Below are 17,704 nucleotides of genomic sequence, written 5' to 3'. Positions count from 1 at the left end.
CCCATTTTCAGTAGCGCCCCACGAGGAGGCCTCCATCAACCGCGATCACCTGACCCGTCAGGTAGCGTGCCGCGGAGGAAGCGAGGAAATGGATGACGTCGGCGATATCGTCCGGCTCGCCGAGCCGGCCCATCGGAATGAAGGCGGCGGCCTTGTCCGCACCCTCCGGCCCGAGCGAGTGCTTTTCCGATAGGAGCTGCGCGGTGCGGATGTAGCCGGGCGCCACCCCGTTGACGCGGATGCCGGCGCCGGCGAGTTCGACGGCAAGGCCCCGCACCAGCCCGACGACGCCGGACTTTGCGGCAGAGTAGTGGACGTGCTCGTCCCAGCCATAGGCGACGCCCATGATCGAGGAGAGGCAGACGATCGCGCCGGCCTTCTTCGCGCGCATCGACGGCAGCGCCGGGCGGATGACGCGGAGCATGCCCTTGAGGTCGATATCGAAGGTTTCGTCCCACTTCTCGTCGGTCAGCTCAGCCAGCGGCACGCGGTGCGCGATGCCGGCATTGGCGACGATGACGTCGAGCCCGCCGCGTTCGGCATCGATGCGCGCGACGAGCGCATCGGCTTCATCGGTCGAACGCACGTTGAGCCGGGCGAACTCGGCCGAACCGCCTGCCGTCTTGATCTCGTCCGCGACCGCCTGGCCTTCCTTCTCGAGAACGTCCGTCACCACGACATGATCGCCCGTCCGCGCGAAGGCGAGCGCGGCTGCACGGCCGATGCCGATGCCACCTCCGGTGACGAGGACGTTTCGAGGGGTGGCTGGTTTGGTCATGAGATCTCTTTCCTGGCTCTCAGAGCATCACGTCGCCGGAATTCGGCCCGAGCGTCTGGCCGACGAAGAGCGCACCGTCGGGCGAAGCGAGAAAGGCGACGGCTCCCGCGACCTCATGCGTCTCGCCGAAGCGACCGAGCGGGAGTTCGGCGGCCTTCGCCTTCTTCCAGTCGTCCGACAGCGCCTCGACCAGCGGCGTGTTGATGGGGCCGGGCGCGATCGCGTTGACGCGTACGCCTTTCCTGGCGACCTCCCGGGCGAGCGACTTGGTCATGGCGATGATCGCGCCCTTGGCGCCGGCGTAGTGGACGAGTTCCACACCGCCGATCTGGCCGAGCTGCGAGGCGACATTGACGATGACCCCCTCGCCCGCTGCAAGCATCGACGGCAGCACCGCCTGGCACATCAGGAACGTGCCGCGCACGTGGACGGCGAACATGCGCTCGAATTCGGCAAGCGAGATGTCGAGAAACGCGGCCTGGTGGCCGTGACCGGCATTGTTGACGAGAAGCGCGACCGGCCCAAGCTTGGCCGCAACGTCGGCGACGAGCGCCGTCACGGCTGCCGGATCGGATATGTCGGCGGGAAATGCTTCGGCCGTGCCCCCGGCCTTCGCGATCGCATCGACGGTCCTCGCGCAGGCCTCCGGCTTCAGGTCATTGACGGCGACCCGATAGCCCTCGGCGGCGAGCCGCGTTGCAATGCCCGCGCCGATGCCCGATCCGGCGCCGGTGACGAGTGCGGTCTTCGCGCTCACGCCTCTGCCTCCTGACCCTTGAAGGCCTGGCCCTTGCGCACGGCGCGCAGCATCAGGAAGGCGTAGATCGCCAGAAGGGTGAAGGAGAACAGCGTCGTCAAGACGCCGAAGGCGAAGATGTTTGGATAGATCTCGACCGAGAACGTGCCGTAGATGGTGAGCGGCAGCGTCAGTTCGCGGCCCGAGGTGAAGAGCGTGCGCGAGAACTCGTCATAGGACAGCGTGAACGAGAACAGCATCGCCGAAAGCACGCCAGGGAAGATCATCGGGAACGTCACGCGCCGGAAGGTCTGCGCCGGCGAGACGCCGAGCGACAGAGATGCTTCCTCGACGCTCCGGTCGAAGCGGTTGAAGATCGCCAGCATGACGAGGAAGGCGAAGGGGAACGTGTAGACGACGTGGAGCACGAAGGCCGTGCCCCACCAGGCGCGCGCAATGCCGGCCATGTTGGAGAAGAGCGCCATGCCGAGGCCCACGAGCACGCCCGGCACGATCATGCCGAGGATGACGAGGTAGAAGACGACGCCCGAGCCCTTGAAGCGGGTGCGGAAACCTTGAGCCGTCATCACGCCGAGCACCGTCGAGACGACCGTCGTCATGAAGGCGAGCGTGAGCGAGCGCACGAGGCTGTCGCCGATGGGAAGCTGCGTGATGCGGCCGGGCGGCGTCAGGCCGAGAAGGTGCCGGTACCAGTATGTCGACCATTCGATGATCGGGAACTGGGGGCCGCCGCCCGCACCCTGGAAGGAGAGAATCGCGAGCACGATCATCGGGCCGTAGAGGAACAGGATGAAGGCGGCGCAGTAGACGGCAAGGACGGGCTTGAGGACGCGCGATTCCATCGGCCTACATCTCCTTCCTGAGATTGACCACGCGCAGCATGACCGTGATCACGATGGCGATGATGATGGTCAAGATGACGCCGGCGACCGAGGCGAAGGCCCACTTGAGAGAGCCGACCTGGCTGACGATGATGTTGCCGAGGAGATTGACCTTGCGGCCCGAAAGCGAGGCGGCGGTGGCGAACTCGCCCAGCACCATGACCGAGACGAAGATCGCGCCGACGACGACCCCGGGCAGTGACAGTGGAAGGATGATCTTGAAGAAGATCCGGCCGAAGCCGGCGCCGAGATCGCGCGCCGCCTCGATGATGGACGGATCGATGCGCGACAGCATGAAGGTGATCGGTCCGACCATGAAGACGCAGTAGATCTGCGTCATCCCGACGAGCACGGCGAACTCGGAAAAGAGCAGGGTCGTCAGCGGCGTGTCGATGATGCCGAAATTGATCAGGATCATGTTGATCGCACCCTCGGTGCCCAGCATCGGCCGCCATGCGATGACGCGGATCAGGAACGAGGTCCAGAACGGGATGACGCAGATGACGAGCAGTGCCGTCTGCAGCGTCTGGTTGCGCACGAAAAGGCCGATGAAGAGCGCGACCGGATAGCCGATGAGCAGCGTCGAGACGAGCACGATCGCCCAGATGCGCACCGTGGTCCATGTGGCCGACAGATAGGTCGAGCTCGACAGGAAGCGCTGCCAGCTCTCGATGGTCAGCGTCGGCTCGACGGTGAATGTCGTCTGAGTCCAGAAGGAGACATAGACGACCATCAGGAGCGGCAGCACCATGAACAGCGTCATCCAGGCGATGCCCGGCGTGACGAGGAAGAGCGCGCGGCGGCGCTCCTCGCGCCTGCGTTTCTCGGCCGGCGACGAACTGCCCTGGCTCTCGGCAATGCCGGACGCGGCGCGCCCGTTTTCGGCAATCTCCATCAGGCGGCCCTTTCGAAGAACGGAACGGTCTCGGCCGGATCGAAGGCGAGGCTGTAGACCTCGCCCTTGGCGTAGGTTTCGGGCATCGGACCGGACAGGTGCGAGACGACCTGGACGAGTTGGCCATCCTCCATGCGGAAGAAGGAGAGGACGCTCGAGCCGGTGAACTCGCTGGTGATGAACCGCGCGCGAAGTGCGGCGTCGCCGCCACTGGACGCCGGGCGCACGTTGATGCGGTCGAACCGCAGCGCGACCTCGACCGGCGTTCCGTCGCGCGCCGACGATGGCGCGGGCAGCGGAAACGCGGCGGCGGGCGAACGGAAGCGACCACTTTCCATCGTACCGGAGAGAATGTTGTAGGCGTTGAGATGGCGGGCGACGTCGGCGCTTCGCGGTTCGGCGAAGAGGGTCGCCGCGGGCGCGAACTGGGCGATCGTACCGCGCGAAAGAACCGCGACGATGTCGCCCATCAACAGCGCCTCGGTTTCGCTGCCCGTGACATGCAGGAAGGTAACCTTGAGGCGCTGTCTGATGTCGCGCAGTTCGTCGCACATGCGCTCGCGCAGATTGGCGTCGAGCGCGCCAAGCGGCTCGTCGAGGAGGACGATGCGCGGCTCGGTAACGAGCGTGCGGGCAAGCGCCACGCGCTGGCGCTGGCCGCCGGAAATGGCGGACACCTTGCGCGAGGCGAGACCTTCGAGCCCAACGAGGCGGATGATGTCATTGACGCGCTGCGCGATCTCGGCGGCGTCGGTGACGGGTGCATGTTCACGGTAGAGAAGTCCGTAGGCGATGTTGTCGCCGACGCTCAAGTGCGGGAATAGCGCGAAATTCTGGAAGACGAAGCCGATGTCGCGGCGGTGCGGGGGAACGCCGTCGAGCCGCTTGTCGTCGAGCGTGACGGTGCCCGCATCCGGCTCCTCGAAGCCGGCGATAATGCGCAGAAGCGTCGTCTTGCCGCTGCCGCTCGCGCCGAGGACCGAGACGTAGCTGTCGGCGGGCACAGCGACGCTCAGCCGGTCGAGCGCGACCGTATCGCCGTATCGCCGCGATACCGAATTCAGTGCCAGCATCGGCAAACTCCCCGAGCGTTCCCACGCTTTCTAAATTGATTATGTATACAAACACATCTACATTTGCTCCCGCAAGAGCCGATATCGAGTTTTTTCGACATCTGACGTTTGCCTGCGCCTTACCGCCTGAAGTCGTATCTTCCTTGACGATCAAGCGCACAGGACAGGCTGCGCTGGTGATTTGCAGACTGCTCAACAGATGAGCGGAAGCCGCTCAAAAAATGATCTTCGTGTACGTTATTAAATAACATCAGCCAAATTTCCCGATTGAACCGGGTCGCAACTGCCTCCAAAAGCGGTGCGTATCGAAATGAGCCGGAGCGAGATGATTCCCCCCAAGGCGCCGGGCCGCGCACCGTTGTTCCTGACGGCCGCAGACACCATCCGTGTGAACATCAAGACCGGCCGGCTCGACCGGGGTCAGGTGCTGCTCGAAGGGCCGCTTGCCGAGCGGCTGAAAATCTCGCGCAGCTCGGTCAAGCGCGCGCTGGGCCTGCTCGAGGAGGAAGGCGCCATCCGCCGCTTCGACGGACGCGGCTATGTCGTCGGGCCGCCCGACGACGACACGGCACCGATCCGCAGCGATCTCAAATCCATCCCGCTGATCGTCGACGAGGCACATGACGAAACCCTCAACCGGCCGAACTGGAAGCGGATTCACGACCAGGTCGAGGCCGACGTGTCGGCCTGCCTCGTCTTCGGCCAGTTCCGCATCGTGGAAAGCGAGCTGGCAGCCCATTTTGCCGTCAGCCGCACCGTCATCCGCGACGTGCTGGGGCGGCTGCAGGAGCGCGGCCTGGTCACCAAGAGTTCGACCTCGCGCTGGCTCGTCGCGCCGCTGACGGCGCAGTCGATCAAGAACAAGTTCGAGTTGCGCATCATTCTCGAGGTGGCTGCACTGCGCTCGGCCGCCCCCTTCATCGACCGGATCGCGCTGGAGCGCATCTGCCGGTCGATGGCCGAGGCCGAGGCGGAAGGGCGGCTCGTCCACCCGAACACCTGGTTCAGCCTCGTCAATGAATTCGTCGATATGGCCATCCTGTCCACTCCCAACGAGGATTTGCGCCAACTCATCTCGGCCAACATGAAGACGCTGCAGGCATCGCAGAACGCCCTCTTCGGCCTCGGGCTCTTCGGCGATGCGCTCGCGATCCGCGAGATCCGGATGATCGGAGAGCTCATCATCGTCGGTTCGACCGCCTCGGCAGCCGAAATGCTCGAAAGCCATCTGTCGAAGTCGCGCGACCGCACGATCGCGCAACTCAAGCTCGTCGCCGTGCTGCCGCAGCCCGGCCATATCGCGCCCTATCTGATACCCGCCTAGCCCAGATGGGCGCGCAGCTTGTCCAGCCTCGCAGCCTCCTCGTGGCGCGCTTGCATCGCCTCCTCCATCGTCACGCGCCGGAAGCGTGAGGGCGTGTTGGGCTGCAACTGGCCGATCAGGTCCATGTCGGCCGAGATGACCGTTCCGATCATGAAATAGCCGCCGCCCGACACCGCATCGCGGTGGAGGATGATCGGCTCGGTGCCGCCCGGCACCTGGACGGAGCCGTAGGGATAGCAACTGTCCACGATGTTGGACGGGTCCGACCCCGCACCGAAGGGCTGTTCGCGCTCGACGAATTCGAGCGGCGTGCCGCCCTTGAAGCGGTAGCCCATGCGGTCGGCCTCCGGCGCCACCTTCCACTCCTCCTCGAAAAAGCGGTCGAGCGAGGCCTTGGTGACGCGATGGTCGTAGAGGCCGGGCACGATGCGAAGCTCGACCGGCATCGGCGACTTGCGGCGAAGGCTCTCCGGCACGCTGGCGCCGTTTACCGCCCTGCCCGCCTTTCCCACCGGCAGTTCGTCGCCGGCCGCGATCGCCCTGCCCTTGAAGCCGCCGAGCGCGCCGATGGGATAGGTCGAGCGGCTGCCGAGCGCAACGGGCACATCGATGCCGCCAGCGATCGCGATATAGATCCGCGCGCCGGACTTGAGATAGTCGAATGAGAGCGTCTGCCCTGCCTTGATGGGGATGGCGCTCCAGCCGGGATGCTCCTGCCCGTCGATGCGCACCGGCATCTCCGCTCCGGTGACGGCGACGACGCTGTCCTGCGTGAATTCCAGCTTCGGCCCGACGAACACGGCTTCGAGCCCGGCTGCGCCTTCCTCGTTGCCGACGAGAAGGTTTGCCGCGCGCAGCGCATACGAATCCATCGCGCCGGAGGTCGGGATGCCGAGATGGAAATAGCCCGGCCGGCCAAGGTCCTGAACGCTGGTCAGGAGGCCCGGATTGATGACCTTAACCGCCATTAATCATGCCCTCCAGCTTGGCGTTATAGCCGCGAATGTCGGCGTTGAAGGCGCGCAGGTCGAAACTGACGTCCTTGATCTTCGGCAGGAACTGATTGTTGGCAACAGCTTCCACCGTACGGTCGTATTCGGCACGGTCGATCGGCCTGAATTTCACGATGTCGCCCGGCCGGAAGAAGACCATGAAGTCGGACAGGTAGCTCGTCTTCTGGTCGGGATCGAAGATCGGCATCGGCGTGATGCCGAACATCTGGTAGCCGCCCGCACCGCGCACCGAATAGATGCACGAAAAGCAGCCCCCATAGCCCACGGTCAGTTTGGGCGTATCGGTGCGCGGGCGCAGATATTTCGGCACCTGGATCTGCCGCTCGCGCTCGACCATCTGGTACATGAAGGGCAGGCCCGCCACGAAACCGACCATCGACACGAACCAGGGCGAGCCCGAATGCGCGCCGATGAAGGCCTCGACGCTGTCGTAACCGTTGATGCGCGCGGCATATTCGAGATCGCTCGAATTCGGGTCCTGATGGCGCTCGCGAAAGCGCATCAACGTCTCGTGCGTCCACGGATCCTGGTAGAAGACCGGGATCTCGATAATCCGCGTCTCGATCACCGGATCGGAATGCTCGGCAAGGCTCTCGATCGACTTGACCTCGTCGAGCAGCGCCTGGGGCGCGACGATGTCGGGGTCGAACTTGACCTGGAAGGACGCGTTCGCCGGGCAGATTTCGGTGACGCCGGCGATCTTCCGCTCGGCGATGATGCGTGTCATCGACAGGCTCTTGAAGAAGGCGTCGAGGGACATCTCCTCGTCCACCTCGACGAACAGATGCTCGTCGCCGCCGAATGTGTAGCGTGTCTTCATTGAGCGTGCTCCGCTTTGGTCGTTTCGGGTCGCAGGGGATTGCCGGCGAGCCACGGCTCGAGCCATTTCGTGTCGAACCGGCCGGCGCGCACGTCAGCGTTCTGGGCAAGAGCGGCGTGCAGCGGCACGGTCGTCTTGATGCCGCCGATCTTGAGCTTCGCCAACGCGTCTTCCATCCGCGCGATGGCAGCGGCGCGGTCGGGCGCGTGGACGATCATCTTTCCGAGCAGGGAATCGTAAAAGGGTGGAACGGCGTAGCCCTCGTAGAGCATCGTATCGAACCGGATTCCCTCGCCTTCAGGAACGGCAAACTCGTCGACCGTGCCCGGGTTGGGCATGAAGTTCGCCGCCGGATCCTCGGCATTGATGCGGCATTCGATGGCGTGGCCGTCGATTGCGACGTCCCCCTGCCGGATCGAGAGCGGAGCCCCGCCGGCAATCTTGATCATCTCGGCGACGAGGTCGATGCCGGTGATCATCTCGGTGACGGGATGCTCGACCTGGATGCGGGTGTTGACCTCGATGAAATAGAAGTCGTGCGTGTCGCCATCGTAGAGATATTCGACCGTTCCCGCCCCCTTGTAGCCGACCTGCCGGCCAAGGGCGACGGCGCTTTCCGTCAGCTTCTCGCGGATATCCGCCGAAAGGCCGAAGGCGGGCGCTTCTTCCCAGACCTTCTGGCGGCGGCGCTGCAGCGAGCATTCGCGCTCGAAACAATGGATGACGTCCGTGCCATCGCCAAGAATCTGGACCTCGATATGGCGCGCCTTGGTGATGACCTTTTCTATGTAGAGCCCGCCATCGCCGAAGGCGGCGGCGGCTTCGGACGCCGCCTGCGGAAACTGCTTCTCGAACTCGGCAAAGCTGTCGACGATGCGAATGCCGCGCCCGCCGCCGCCCGCCGCCGCCTTGATCATGACCGGAAAGCCGATCTCCTCGACCAGCGCGCGTGCTTCGCTCATGTCGGCGATGCGGCCGTCGCTGCCTGGAACCGTCGGCACGCCCGCTTCCTTCGCCACCTTGCGCGCTGCGACCTTGTCGCCGAGAAGCCGGATCGCAGCGGCATCGGGACCGACGAAGATCATGCCGGCATCGACCACGGCATGGGCGAAATCGGCATTCTCGGCAAGAAAGCCATATCCGGGATGGATGGCATCGACGCCCTTTTCCTTCGCTGCCGCGATGATCGCTTCGATGTTGAGGTAGGACTTCGCCGCCGGTGGAGGACCGATCAGTACGCTATCGTCGGCCATGCGCACGGCGAGCGAATCCGCGTCCGCGGCGCTGTGCGCCTGCACCGCGCGGATGCCGAGCGACTGCGCGGCATGCACGATACGAACGGCGATCTCGCCGCGATTGGCAATCAGGAGGGAGCGGATTGCCATGCCGTCAGCCGTCGATCTCGGCAATGGTCTGGCCGGCCATGATCGCATCGGAATCATCGAGCAGGAAGCGGATCGCCTTGCCGGCGGCCTCCGCCTTGACCTCGTGGAAGCTCTTCATCACCTCGATCAGCCCGACGACGTCTCCGGCCGCGACATCGTCGCCATCCGCCTTGAAGGGCGCGCTGTCGGGCGACGGCTTGCGATAGAACGTGCCCGGCATCGGCGCCTTGATCTCCAGCTTGCTCATGAAATGTCCCTGCTATCGGTTGATGAGTTGGGAAAGCGGCACGATCTTGATGCCTGCCTCGGTAAGTCGCGAACGAAGCGTGCGCGCGATGTCGGCTGAACCGGGGGTATCGGAATGGAAGCAGACGGTCTCGAATGCGATGTCGACTTCATTGCCGGTGACCGTCGTCACCTTGCCCGTCCGGCAGGCCTTGACGACCTTCGCGGCGATCGCCTCGGGATCGAGCCGGCCGACGCGGCGGGTGAAGACGATCGCGCCGTCGTCGCCATAGTCGCGGTCGGCAAAGAATTCGCGCGCCACGGGTTGCCCGGCCTGTCGGGCCAGCTCGTAGGTGCGCGACATGCCCATGCAAAAGATCGGCGTGTCCGGCTCAACCTTGCGCATGTAGGCGATGAAGGCTTCGGAGAGCTCGTCGTTGCCGGCAAGCTCCATGTAAAGTGCGCCGTGCGGCTTGACGTGCTGGAGCCGCACGCCGTGGCGCTTGGCGAATTCCTTCACCGCGCCGACCTGGTAGATGATGTCGTTGACGAGTTCGGACGCGCTGCCGTCGATGCGGCGACGGCCAAAGCCCTGAAGGTCGCGGTAGCCTGGATGCGCGCCGACGCCGACGCCGTGCTCGGCTGCGAGGCGGACGGTCCGGTCGATGAGATTGGGGTCGCCCGCGTGAAAGCCGGCGGCGATGTTGGCCGAGCTGATGAGACCCATCAGGGTATCATCCGACGTGTCGCCAAGCTGCCAGGGGCCGTAGCCCTCGCCCATGTCGCAATTGATGTCGACCGCCGACAGCGCCATCCGGCTCTCCCTTGGATCGCGGCGCCCGTTGAGAGTCTACCGGTCCCTGTTCCTTCAAAAGGCTAGCGTCTGCGTCTTCAGTTGGGAAATTCTATTTTCCGAAGCGTCATCTTCAATTATTCCGATACCCCAACCTGCAGGAACGGAGACCGCATGTCGTTCAGCCTTCGCCAGATACGCTACTTCGTCGCTACGGCCGAACTCGGCCAGATCTCACAGGCGGCGATCGCGCTGTCGATCTCGCAATCGGCCGTGACGACGGCGATCCGAGATCTGGAGCGCCATGTCGGCCTCGACCTTTTCAATCGCACACCGCTTGGAATGGATCTAACGGCGTCGGGGCGGGAGTTTCTGTTCCATGCCTACGAAATCCTGCGCAAGGTTCAGGACGCCAGCAATCTCAACCTGCCCTCGAACGCGGTGGAAGGAAAGCTGACCATCGCTGCGACCTATACGGTGATGGGTTATTTCCTCCCTCACCACATCCAGCGCTTGAAGCGCTCCTATCCGGGGCTCGACATCCATCTGTTCGAACTCAATCGCGAGGCGATCGAGGAGGGGCTGACGGCGGGGCGCTACGACATCGCGCTGGCCCTCACCTCGAACATCACCAATCCCTCCATCGCCACGGAGACGATGATGAGTTCGCCGCGCCGGCTATGGCTGTCCTCGCGCCATCGTTTCCTGTCGCATGCCGATGTCGGGCTGCAGCAGGTGGCCGTGGAGCCCTACATCATGCTGACGGTGGACGAGGCTGCGCAGACATCGATGAAATACTGGAGCCAGTCGCTCTACCGTCCGCGCGTGATGCTCAGAACCTCGTCGGTCGAGGCGGTGCGGTCGATGGTGGCGGGCGGCGAAGGCGTCGCGATCCTGTCCGACATGGTCTACCGGCCCTGGTCTCTGGAAGGCGAGCGGCTGGAGACCATGGTGCTTTCCGACCCGATGCCGCCCATGAATGTCGGCCTCGCCTGGCACCGCGACGCCAAGTTCTCCGAGCCGATGCGCGCATTGCGCACCTATTTCCAGCAGGCATTCAACCGACCGATCACGCCCCCTCGCTGAAACGCGATGGTGGCGTGCCGTCAATGACCGGCGAGCGCCACCATCGCATCCAAGAGGACGTTCGTGCCGGCGGCAAGGTCTTGGGGGGACGCGTATTCGCGCACATTGTGGCTGATGCCGTCCCGGCACGGCACGAAGACCATGGCAGTCGGCACGACCTTCGCGACATTCGCCGCGTCGTGCAACGCGCCGCTGGTGATGCGGCGATGGCGCAAGCCTCGCGCCAGTGCGCTGTCTTCGAGCGCGGCGAGGCACTCGGGGGAAAAGTCGGTCGGCGGGACGAAGATGCGCTCGGCAACCTCGATGCGGCAGCGCGCGCCTTCGGCGATCTCCCGGCATGCCTCGCTGCACTGCTGCTTGAGGCTGTCCAAGGTAGCGGGATCGGGATGGCGGATATCGATGACGAAGGCCGCTTCGCCCACGACCGTGCTGGGGCCGTCGGTGGCGCTCGTCAGGCGGCCAACGCTGACGCGTGCAGCCTCCCCGCAGGCAAGCCCAATTCGATTGAGTTCGACCAGCATCTTCGCGCAGGCCAAAAGCGCATCTTCGCGCATGGCGAGGGGCGTGGTCCCGGCATGTGCGTCGGTGCCGTGCACCTTGACGTCGAGCCAGGAAAGGCCCTGTACCGAGGTCACAATGCCGACCTGGTGGCCCTCGTTCTCGAGGATCGGACCCTGCTCGATATGGAGCTCCAGAAAGGCCGACATGGCGAACTTCCCGCCCGGCGCGCCAAGCCAGCCGCGCGCGCGCGCCTCGTCGTCAAAAAGGACGCCGTCGATGGAGCGAAGGCCGGCAAGATCATCGTCGCCGAACAGCCCGGCATACCATGCCGAGCCGAGAAGGCCCGGCGAATAGCGCACGCCCTCCTCGTTGGTCCAGTTGACGAGCGCCAGCGGCGCGTCGGTGACAATTTCATTGTCGTTCAGCGTCTCCATCACCTCGAGCGCGGCAAGCACGCCCGAAATGCCGTCGAAGCGGCCGCCGTGAGGCTGTGTGTCGAGATGGCTGCCGGAGGCGATGGGCGCGCGCGTCCCCGAACGCCCTGCCCGCGCGGCGAACATGTTGCCGGCCCTGTCGACCTGCATCGAAAGCCCGGCCTCTTCGCACCAGCCGGCGAGCAGCGCGCGCGCCTCGCCATCTTCGGCCGACATGGCAAGCCGCCGATTTCCATCGCCGGCGATCGCGCCGATGCGGGCCATTTCCATGTGGCGCGACCACAGCCGCTCCTCGTTGATGGCGAGCCGGTTGTGTCTGAGTGCGGATATGTCGTTCAAAGTGTTCTCTCTTTTCGCCCGCTGACCAGTTGCGACACCATCACCGCAAGGACGAGTGCGCCGCCGTAGAAAAGGTCGTGGACATAGGTTCGAAAGCCCAGGACCGACAGGCCGTTGATTCCGGTGACCAGGAAATAGACCGCCACGACGGAGCCCCATGCATTGAACCGGCCAGGCTTGATGCAGGTGGCGCCGAGAAAAGCGGCGGCAAAGGCGGGCAGAAGCAGGCTGGTTCCCGAGTTGGGATTGGCCGATCCGGTGGTGCCCGTGTAGAGGATGCCTGCGATCGCGCCCATCACGCCGGAGGCGATGAAGGCGGTCATGCGCACCCGGCCAACGGCTACGCCCGTCAACCGGCCGACCTCGCGCCCGCGCCCGGTGAACAGGAGCTGCTGGCCGAAGGTCGTGTAGGCAAGCGCGTACCAGATGATCAGCGCAAGCGCGATGGCATAGTAGAAGCTGATCGGAATGCCGAACATGCGATGAATGATGACCCAGTTCATGAGCGTGCGCTCGACACCGCTGATCGTCTGGCTGTCGCTCATCCACAGCGTTATGCCGTGCAGGAATGTGCCAACGCCGAGGGTGACGATCAGCGAATGGACGCGGAAGAACAGCGTAATCGACCCATTGACGACGCCAATGGCAGCGCCGGCAAGCAGGGCGATCGGCACGATGGCCTCGATCGGCAGGCCCACGCGCGCACTCAAGATCGCAGTCAGCATCGACACGAAGGTCAGCGTCTGGGCGATGGACAGATCGAAATCGCCCGCGGTCAGCGGAATGATCAGACCCAGGGTAACGATCACCAGCACCGCTTCGGAGCCGAAGATGCTCGAAAAGTTCGACCAGGTCAGGAAGGTATCGGGCCGCATCAGCGCGAAGATCGCGATGACCGCGACCCACACGAGGACGAGGCCGAAGCGCTCGAACTGGTAGCCGATGCTTTTTTCACGCATGAATTCTGGTCTCCCCGTAGCAGGCAAGTTCGATCGAGGACTTGTTGATCGCGTCGCCTTCAAGCTGCGCCTTGACGCGCCCGCGTTCGAAGACGAGGACGCGGTGGGCGATCATTGCCAGCTGCTCGAATTCGGAACTGGCACAGATCACCGCGGCCCCGCCCCGGCAGGCTTCGCGCAGCCGGTCGTAGATTTCCTGGCGGGCACCCACATCGATGCCCTGCGTCGGCTCGTCGAGCAGGATGAGGCGCGGCGACAGCTGCAGCCACTTGCCCAGCAGCAACTTCTGCTGGTTGCCGCCCGAAAGCTCTGAGCCGAACTGGCGCGGCGAGACAGCCTTGACGAAGAAGTCGCGGATCAGTCCGCCCGTCGCAGTCTCGCGGCGCCGATGGTTGAGAAACAGGCCCGCGACCCCCGAGGGGCACTTTGGCAGCATGGCGTTTTCGGTCAGCGTCAGGTCGAGCGCCAGCCCCTGCTTCTGCCGGTCGGCGGGAATGAACGCGATACCTCGCGCGATCGCTTCGGCGGGAGCGGTGGAGGAAAGGTCGAGCGTTTCGCCGCCGATATCCAGCCGCCCGCCCGCCACAGGCCTTGCAGCAGAAAGAAGGTAGGGCACCTCGTCGTAGCCCGAGCCGATGAGACCGGTCAGGCCCACGATCTCGCCGGGACGCAGCTCAAGGTCGAATCCCCCCAGCACGCGGCCTTTGAGTGCGCTGACACGCGCCAGCGGCGCGGCGGCGGCAGGAGGCGCGTCCACGCGCCGCTCCTGGGTCAGTGAACGACCGACGATCGCCGCCACGATGTCGTTGCGGTCGGTGGTCCGTGTATCGAAGGTGCCAATGACGTGGCCATCGCGCAGCACCGTCGCGCGATCGGTAATTTCCATGACCTCGTCGATGTCATGGGAAACGAAGACGATGCTGACGCCCTTAGCGACCAGGTCGCGCATCATGGCAAAAAGCTCGCGCACATCCTCGATCGGAAGGAACGGAGTCGGTTCGTCGAGGACGAGAAGGCCCGGAGAGGCGTGGGCTTTGTGGGCGCTGACGCGGTCGGCCGCGCGCACGATGGCCAGCTGTGCCTGCTTGACCGGCGACAGATCTCCCACCGTCGCGTCCGGATCAAGGTCGAGGCGATAGGATTCAAACAGCGCGCGCGCGCGCTGCGCCTCGCTGCCCCAGTCAATGAACCAGGGCCGCACCCGCTCGTGGTCGCCCGCGATCAGGTTTTCAAGGACGCTTGCCTCAGGCAGGAGGCCGAGATTCTGATGGACGAAGGAAAGGCCGATGGCCTCGCTGCGTCCCAGCGGGATAGGCAGCGCGACGGGCTTGCCGTCGATCTCGAGGCTTCCCTCGTCCGGCCTGTGGTAGCCACTCAGGATTTTGATCAGCGTGGACTTACCCGAGCCGTTCTTGCCCAGCAGACCATGGATCTCGCCGGGCATGACGGTGAGGTCCGCGCGCGACAGCGCGTGGACCCCTCCGAAGGACTTGGTCAGTCCCCTGATTGTCAGCCTTGGGTGGCCGGCGAGGTTCACTCCGAAACCATCCACAGCTTGCGGAAGCCCTCGACATAGGCATCGCCATAACCCAGGGCCGCGTCGGCCGGATTGCCCACTTCCTCGATGTTGGCCGCACTGAAGATGCGCAGCGGCACCTTGGAATCGCGGATCGGCTCGAGATCGCACAGAAGGCGCATCTCGGCGTCGAGCATGGCATGGGCGATCCAGTCGAGGTTCTCGCCGATGTCCATCTCGACATCCCCCGCGCGGATCAGGTCAAGCACGAAGGGCGTGCCATTGAAGGTGGCAACCTTCACGCTCTCGCCGCGTCCGGCGATGGCGATGGCGGGCGTGACGAAGCTCGACATGCTGTCATAGATCGGGATGACGTAGTTGAGATCGGCATTGGCCTGCAGCGCGCCGGCGACGGTCGGCTGGATGCGGGTGGCCCAGTCCGTGATCGGCACGTTGACGATCTCGTACTCGCAGTCCGGGCAGCGAGTTTCGAACGCTTCGGTCAGGCCGCTTACGATGGAGTCCGTGGACAGCGCCTCGTTGGAGACCAGCACAAGCGCGTTCGTCTTGCCTTCGGTCTGCGCAATGGTCCAGTCGGCCATCAGTTCGCCTGCCTTGCGGTAGTCGATGGCGGTCGCGGCGTCCACTCCGGCTGGCGGTTCCTGCTCGAGGCCCGTCAGATGCGAGGTGACGACCTTGACGCCGGCTGCCTGGGCCTGGGCCACCTGTGGCTCGAAGAAGCGCGGATCGGCGCCTGCCAAGAGGCTGACGAGATCAAAGCCATTGTTGGTGGCGTGCTCGATGCCCTGGATCCACTGGGTCGGGTTGCCTTGGTTTTCCCACTCCATGTGCTCGAAACCAAGCTCGGCCGCCAGCTCGCCCTTGTGTTCGCTGATCGTTTTGACGAAGGGGATAGAGCTGGAGGCAGGGATCGTGAAGATCTTCTTGCCAGCCATGCAGGCCTTGGCATCGAACGGCTCGCCCGGCGCCGTGAATTCGGGAATGCCCGAATAGGTCTCGATGTTCTGGCGTGCTTGTTCCAAGCCCTCCTGCGCGGCCGACGGCAGGACTGCCGCCAACACGAACAGCGATGCAACGCCCAGCAATTCAATATTTTTTTTCATCAGGTTCTCCTCTTAGACGGCACAGTTCCCCTAGTTCACGGACGCGCGCAGGGCCCTGGTTCCTTCAGGGTCCACACGTCCGCCTTCGATCGCCACGCCATAGCTTGCGCGGGCGGTTTCGATATCGATGAGCTCATCGAGCACGTCTTCCAGCACGGCCTGCGGGTCGCGCTCGAACGGATTGCCATAGCCGCCCCCGCAAGGCCCGTGAGCGGTGATGCGGTCGCCGCGCAAGAGGTGGCGGTAAGGCAGCTTGGACGGCAGGTCCTCGGTGCCGCCGGCCGCCTTGATCAGCTCAATGCGCGCCGGCGAGCCGTCTGCCCCGTCCAGGAAACCCCAGGGGTCGAAGCGCTGGCCATCGCCCTCGATCGAGACCGCGCCGTCCTGCAGGAGCTCGAAGGAGCGGATCGAGCCGATGCCGCCGCGCGAGGCGCCCGCGCCGGCCACATTCTCGCGCAGCTCGTAATTGAGCACGCGCAGCGGCAGGTGCGATTCGATGTCCTCGATCGGGTTGTTGCGGGTGTTGGCGTAGAGCGTGTCGACGGCGTCCATGCCGTCCTTGCCGTAACGCCCGCCATAGGCGCCTTCCATGATCTCCATGTGCACCCAGGGTGCACCATTCGCCACGCCGCTAAAGGCCATGACGCGCAGATTGCCGATGCCCGCGCTGACCTGGCGCGGAACGGCCGGGGCAATCGCCTTCATGACCGTGTCGGCGACCGCGTTGCCAGGGCAGAAGCGTGCGATAACAGGCGCTGGGAAGATCGGATTGGCAAGGCAGCCTTCCGGCGCGAAGATGGTGATGGGGCGCGTCAGGCCGCTGTTTTGCGGGATCGGGCCGTAAAGCTCGCTGTCGAGCAGGATCGAGCGCAGCGTCAGCCACACCGCGCAGTCCACCGTGCCGACGAGCGGCATGTTGATGGGCTTGTTTGGCGTTTGCGGCGCGGTGCCGGTCAGGTCGACATGAATGTCGGAGCCTGTGACCGTCAAGGTCACCTCGATCGGCAGTTCCTTCAGGCTCGGGTCGGGGCTGTCGAGATAGCCGTCGATGAAGGTGCGCGCATTGTAGCGCCCGTCGGGAATGCGCGAGATGGCATCGCGCATCAGCTGCTCGGAATAATCGAGAAGGTCTTCGTAGGCCCCGGTCACCGTGTCGAGGCTGTATTGGGCGAGCAGCGCGCCATAGCGCTCCGCTCCGATGCGCGCCGCGGCGACCTGGGCCTCCATGTCGCCCACCACGAGATCGGGAATGCGGATGTTGGAACGCAGGATCTGCCAGACCGGCTCGACCCGCCGGCCACCCTCATAGACCCTGATCGCCTTGAACTGCAGGCCCTCGGCATAGGTATCGACCGCATCTACGATGCCGCAGCTGCCCGGCGTCAGCGCGCCGATGTCGAGATGGTGGGCGGTGGTGACGGAAAAGCCCGCCAGCGCGCCCTCGTGGAAGATCGGTACGACAAAGCCGACATCGGGCCCGTGAGAGGCGCCGCCATAAGGGTCGTTGTGCATGAACACATCGCCCGGATTGACGGTGTCGCCGCGCGCCTCAAGCTCGCGCAGGATGCCGGCGATGTAGCCCGGGATCGGGCCGGACTGAAGCGGGGTGCTCATGGTGCATTCGCACAGCTGACGTCCAGTGGCATCGGTCAGCGCGGCACCGAAGTCCTCGCTTTCGCGGATGATGCTGGAATAGCTCATGCGCATGAGCTTGTGGCCCATTTCGATGGCGATGTTCTCGAGAGCGCCATGGATGACGGCTGCCAGGAATGGATCGACGCGTGTCTTCATGGTTGCCCCC

17 protein-coding genes are annotated in these 17,704 nt (G+C 64.6%); 2 read left to right on the top strand and 15 right to left on the bottom strand.

Annotated elements, in window-relative coordinates:
- Positions 1–7 precede the first annotated feature (7 nt).
- Genes GTK01_RS05620 through GTK01_RS05600 form a run of 5 tightly spaced genes read right to left on the bottom strand, consistent with a single transcriptional unit; the run spans position 8 to position 4,384 of the window.
- On the bottom strand, positions 8–778 hold the full coding sequence (locus GTK01_RS05620) for an SDR family NAD(P)-dependent oxidoreductase (RefSeq protein ID WP_252924883.1): 771 nt from the start codon (positions 776–778) through the stop codon (positions 8–10).
- A gap of 19 nt (positions 779–797) precedes the next feature.
- Positions 798–1,535 (bottom strand): glucose 1-dehydrogenase, encoded by a 738-nt coding sequence (locus GTK01_RS05615; RefSeq protein ID WP_252924882.1) that lies wholly within the window; start codon positions 1,533–1,535, stop codon positions 798–800.
- The gene (locus tag GTK01_RS05610) at positions 1,532–2,377 is read right to left on the bottom strand and encodes an ABC transporter permease (protein ID WP_252924881.1); all 846 of its coding nucleotides are present in this window, start codon (positions 2,375–2,377) and stop codon (positions 1,532–1,534) included. The genes GTK01_RS05615 and GTK01_RS05610 overlap by 4 nt, the downstream gene beginning before the upstream one ends.
- A gap of 4 nt (positions 2,378–2,381) precedes the next feature.
- Positions 2,382–3,311, bottom strand: a complete 930-nt coding sequence (locus GTK01_RS05605) for an ABC transporter permease (RefSeq protein ID WP_252924880.1) — start codon at positions 3,309–3,311, stop codon at positions 2,382–2,384.
- The gene (locus tag GTK01_RS05600) at positions 3,311–4,384 is read right to left on the bottom strand and encodes an ABC transporter ATP-binding protein (RefSeq protein ID WP_252924879.1); all 1,074 of its coding nucleotides are present in this window, start codon (positions 4,382–4,384) and stop codon (positions 3,311–3,313) included. The genes GTK01_RS05605 and GTK01_RS05600 overlap by 1 nt, the downstream gene beginning before the upstream one ends.
- Before the next feature lie 325 nt (positions 4,385–4,709).
- Between GTK01_RS05600 and GTK01_RS05595 the strand changes: the two genes are divergently transcribed.
- Complete coding sequence (locus tag GTK01_RS05595; RefSeq protein ID WP_252924878.1) at positions 4,710–5,708, top strand: GntR family transcriptional regulator; 999 nt, start codon at positions 4,710–4,712, stop codon at positions 5,706–5,708.
- On the opposite strand, the gene GTK01_RS05590 is transcribed toward GTK01_RS05595, so the two are convergent.
- The 5 genes from GTK01_RS05590 to GTK01_RS05570 are packed head-to-tail and all read right to left on the bottom strand — an operon-like array spanning position 5,705 to position 9,965.
- Positions 5,705–6,676, bottom strand: coding sequence for a biotin-dependent carboxyltransferase family protein (locus GTK01_RS05590; RefSeq protein WP_252924877.1), 972 nt, complete (start codon positions 6,674–6,676; stop codon positions 5,705–5,707). The genes GTK01_RS05595 and GTK01_RS05590 overlap by 4 nt on opposite strands.
- Positions 6,666–7,541: an allophanate hydrolase subunit 1 gene (locus GTK01_RS05585; RefSeq protein WP_252924876.1), complete on the bottom strand. Its 876-nt coding sequence runs from the start codon at positions 7,539–7,541 to the stop codon at positions 6,666–6,668. The genes GTK01_RS05590 and GTK01_RS05585 overlap by 11 nt, the downstream gene beginning before the upstream one ends.
- The gene (locus GTK01_RS05580; protein WP_252924875.1) at positions 7,538–8,926 is read right to left on the bottom strand and encodes an acetyl-CoA carboxylase biotin carboxylase subunit; all 1,389 of its coding nucleotides are present in this window, start codon (positions 8,924–8,926) and stop codon (positions 7,538–7,540) included. The genes GTK01_RS05585 and GTK01_RS05580 overlap by 4 nt, the downstream gene beginning before the upstream one ends.
- A 4-nt stretch (positions 8,927–8,930) precedes the next feature.
- Complete coding sequence (locus GTK01_RS05575; RefSeq protein ID WP_252924874.1) at positions 8,931–9,173, bottom strand: acetyl-CoA carboxylase; 243 nt, start codon at positions 9,171–9,173, stop codon at positions 8,931–8,933.
- A 12-nt stretch (positions 9,174–9,185) separates the two neighbouring features.
- Positions 9,186–9,965 (bottom strand): 5-oxoprolinase subunit PxpA, encoded by a 780-nt coding sequence (locus GTK01_RS05570; protein WP_252924873.1) that lies wholly within the window; start codon positions 9,963–9,965, stop codon positions 9,186–9,188.
- Between the two features lie 153 nt (positions 9,966–10,118).
- On the opposite strand from GTK01_RS05570, the gene GTK01_RS05565 reads away from it, so the two are divergent.
- The gene (locus GTK01_RS05565) at positions 10,119–11,030 is read left to right on the top strand and encodes a LysR family transcriptional regulator (RefSeq protein ID WP_252924872.1); all 912 of its coding nucleotides are present in this window, start codon (positions 10,119–10,121) and stop codon (positions 11,028–11,030) included.
- A gap of 20 nt (positions 11,031–11,050) precedes the next feature.
- On the opposite strand, the gene GTK01_RS05560 is transcribed toward GTK01_RS05565, so the two are convergent.
- From GTK01_RS05560 to GTK01_RS05540, 5 genes are read right to left on the bottom strand one after another with little or no spacing between them, the layout of a single operon-like run.
- Positions 11,051–12,304: a Zn-dependent hydrolase gene (locus tag GTK01_RS05560; protein WP_252924871.1), complete on the bottom strand. Its 1,254-nt coding sequence runs from the start codon at positions 12,302–12,304 to the stop codon at positions 11,051–11,053.
- Entirely contained in the window at positions 12,301–13,263 is a 963-nt protein-coding gene (locus GTK01_RS05555) for an ABC transporter permease (protein WP_252924870.1), read from the bottom strand. Before GTK01_RS05555 ends, GTK01_RS05560 begins: the two co-directional genes overlap by 4 nt.
- Entirely contained in the window at positions 13,256–14,800 is a 1,545-nt protein-coding gene (locus GTK01_RS05550; protein WP_252924869.1) for an ATP-binding cassette domain-containing protein, read from the bottom strand. The genes GTK01_RS05555 and GTK01_RS05550 overlap by 8 nt, the downstream gene beginning before the upstream one ends.
- Positions 14,797–15,903 carry a substrate-binding domain-containing protein gene (locus GTK01_RS05545; protein ID WP_252924868.1) on the bottom strand — a complete coding sequence of 369 codons (1,107 nt, stop codon included), beginning with the start codon at positions 15,901–15,903 and terminating at the stop codon, positions 14,797–14,799. The genes GTK01_RS05550 and GTK01_RS05545 overlap by 4 nt, the downstream gene beginning before the upstream one ends.
- A 30-nt stretch (positions 15,904–15,933) precedes the next feature.
- On the bottom strand, positions 15,934–17,694 hold the full coding sequence (locus GTK01_RS05540) for a hydantoinase B/oxoprolinase family protein (RefSeq protein ID WP_252924867.1): 1,761 nt from the start codon (positions 17,692–17,694) through the stop codon (positions 15,934–15,936).
- Between the last annotated feature and the right edge of the window lie 10 nt (positions 17,695–17,704).

Source organism: Aliihoeflea sp. 40Bstr573 (genome assembly GCF_024105655.1).
Taxonomy (GTDB): Bacteria; Pseudomonadota; Alphaproteobacteria; order Rhizobiales; family Rhizobiaceae; genus Aliihoeflea.
This window is presented reverse-complemented; position numbering and strand designations above follow the sequence as displayed.

Bases quoted from the DNA above. Each gene is read 5' to 3' on its own strand.
- GTK01_RS05555 (WP_252924870.1), bottom strand. From the start codon at position 13,263: ATGCGTGAAAAAAGCATCGGCTACCAGTTCGAGCGCTTCGGCCTCGTC.
- GTK01_RS05595 (WP_252924878.1), top strand. From the start codon at position 4,710: ATGATTCCCCCCAAGGCGCCGGGCCGCGCACCGTTGTTCCTGACGGCC.
- GTK01_RS05570 (WP_252924873.1), bottom strand. From the start codon at position 9,965: ATGGCGCTGTCGGCGGTCGACATCAATTGCGACATGGGCGAGGGCTAC.
- GTK01_RS05565 (WP_252924872.1), top strand. From the start codon at position 10,119: ATGTCGTTCAGCCTTCGCCAGATACGCTACTTCGTCGCTACGGCCGAA.
- GTK01_RS05605 (WP_252924880.1), bottom strand. From the start codon at position 3,311: ATGGAGATTGCCGAAAACGGGCGCGCCGCGTCCGGCATTGCCGAGAGC.
- GTK01_RS05540 (WP_252924867.1), bottom strand. From the start codon at position 17,694: ATGAAGACACGCGTCGATCCATTCCTGGCAGCCGTCATCCATGGCGCT.
- GTK01_RS05580 (WP_252924875.1), bottom strand. From the start codon at position 8,926: ATGGCAATCCGCTCCCTCCTGATTGCCAATCGCGGCGAGATCGCCGTT.
- GTK01_RS05545 (WP_252924868.1), bottom strand. From the start codon at position 15,903: ATGAAAAAAAATATTGAATTGCTGGGCGTTGCATCGCTGTTCGTGTTG.
- GTK01_RS05620 (WP_252924883.1), bottom strand. From the start codon at position 778: ATGACCAAACCAGCCACCCCTCGAAACGTCCTCGTCACCGGAGGTGGC.
- GTK01_RS05590 (WP_252924877.1), bottom strand. From the start codon at position 6,676: ATGGCGGTTAAGGTCATCAATCCGGGCCTCCTGACCAGCGTTCAGGAC.
- GTK01_RS05600 (WP_252924879.1), bottom strand. From the start codon at position 4,384: ATGCTGGCACTGAATTCGGTATCGCGGCGATACGGCGATACGGTCGCG.
- GTK01_RS05585 (WP_252924876.1), bottom strand. From the start codon at position 7,541: ATGAAGACACGCTACACATTCGGCGGCGACGAGCATCTGTTCGTCGAG.
- GTK01_RS05610 (WP_252924881.1), bottom strand. From the start codon at position 2,377: ATGGAATCGCGCGTCCTCAAGCCCGTCCTTGCCGTCTACTGCGCCGCC.
- GTK01_RS05575 (WP_252924874.1), bottom strand. From the start codon at position 9,173: ATGAGCAAGCTGGAGATCAAGGCGCCGATGCCGGGCACGTTCTATCGC.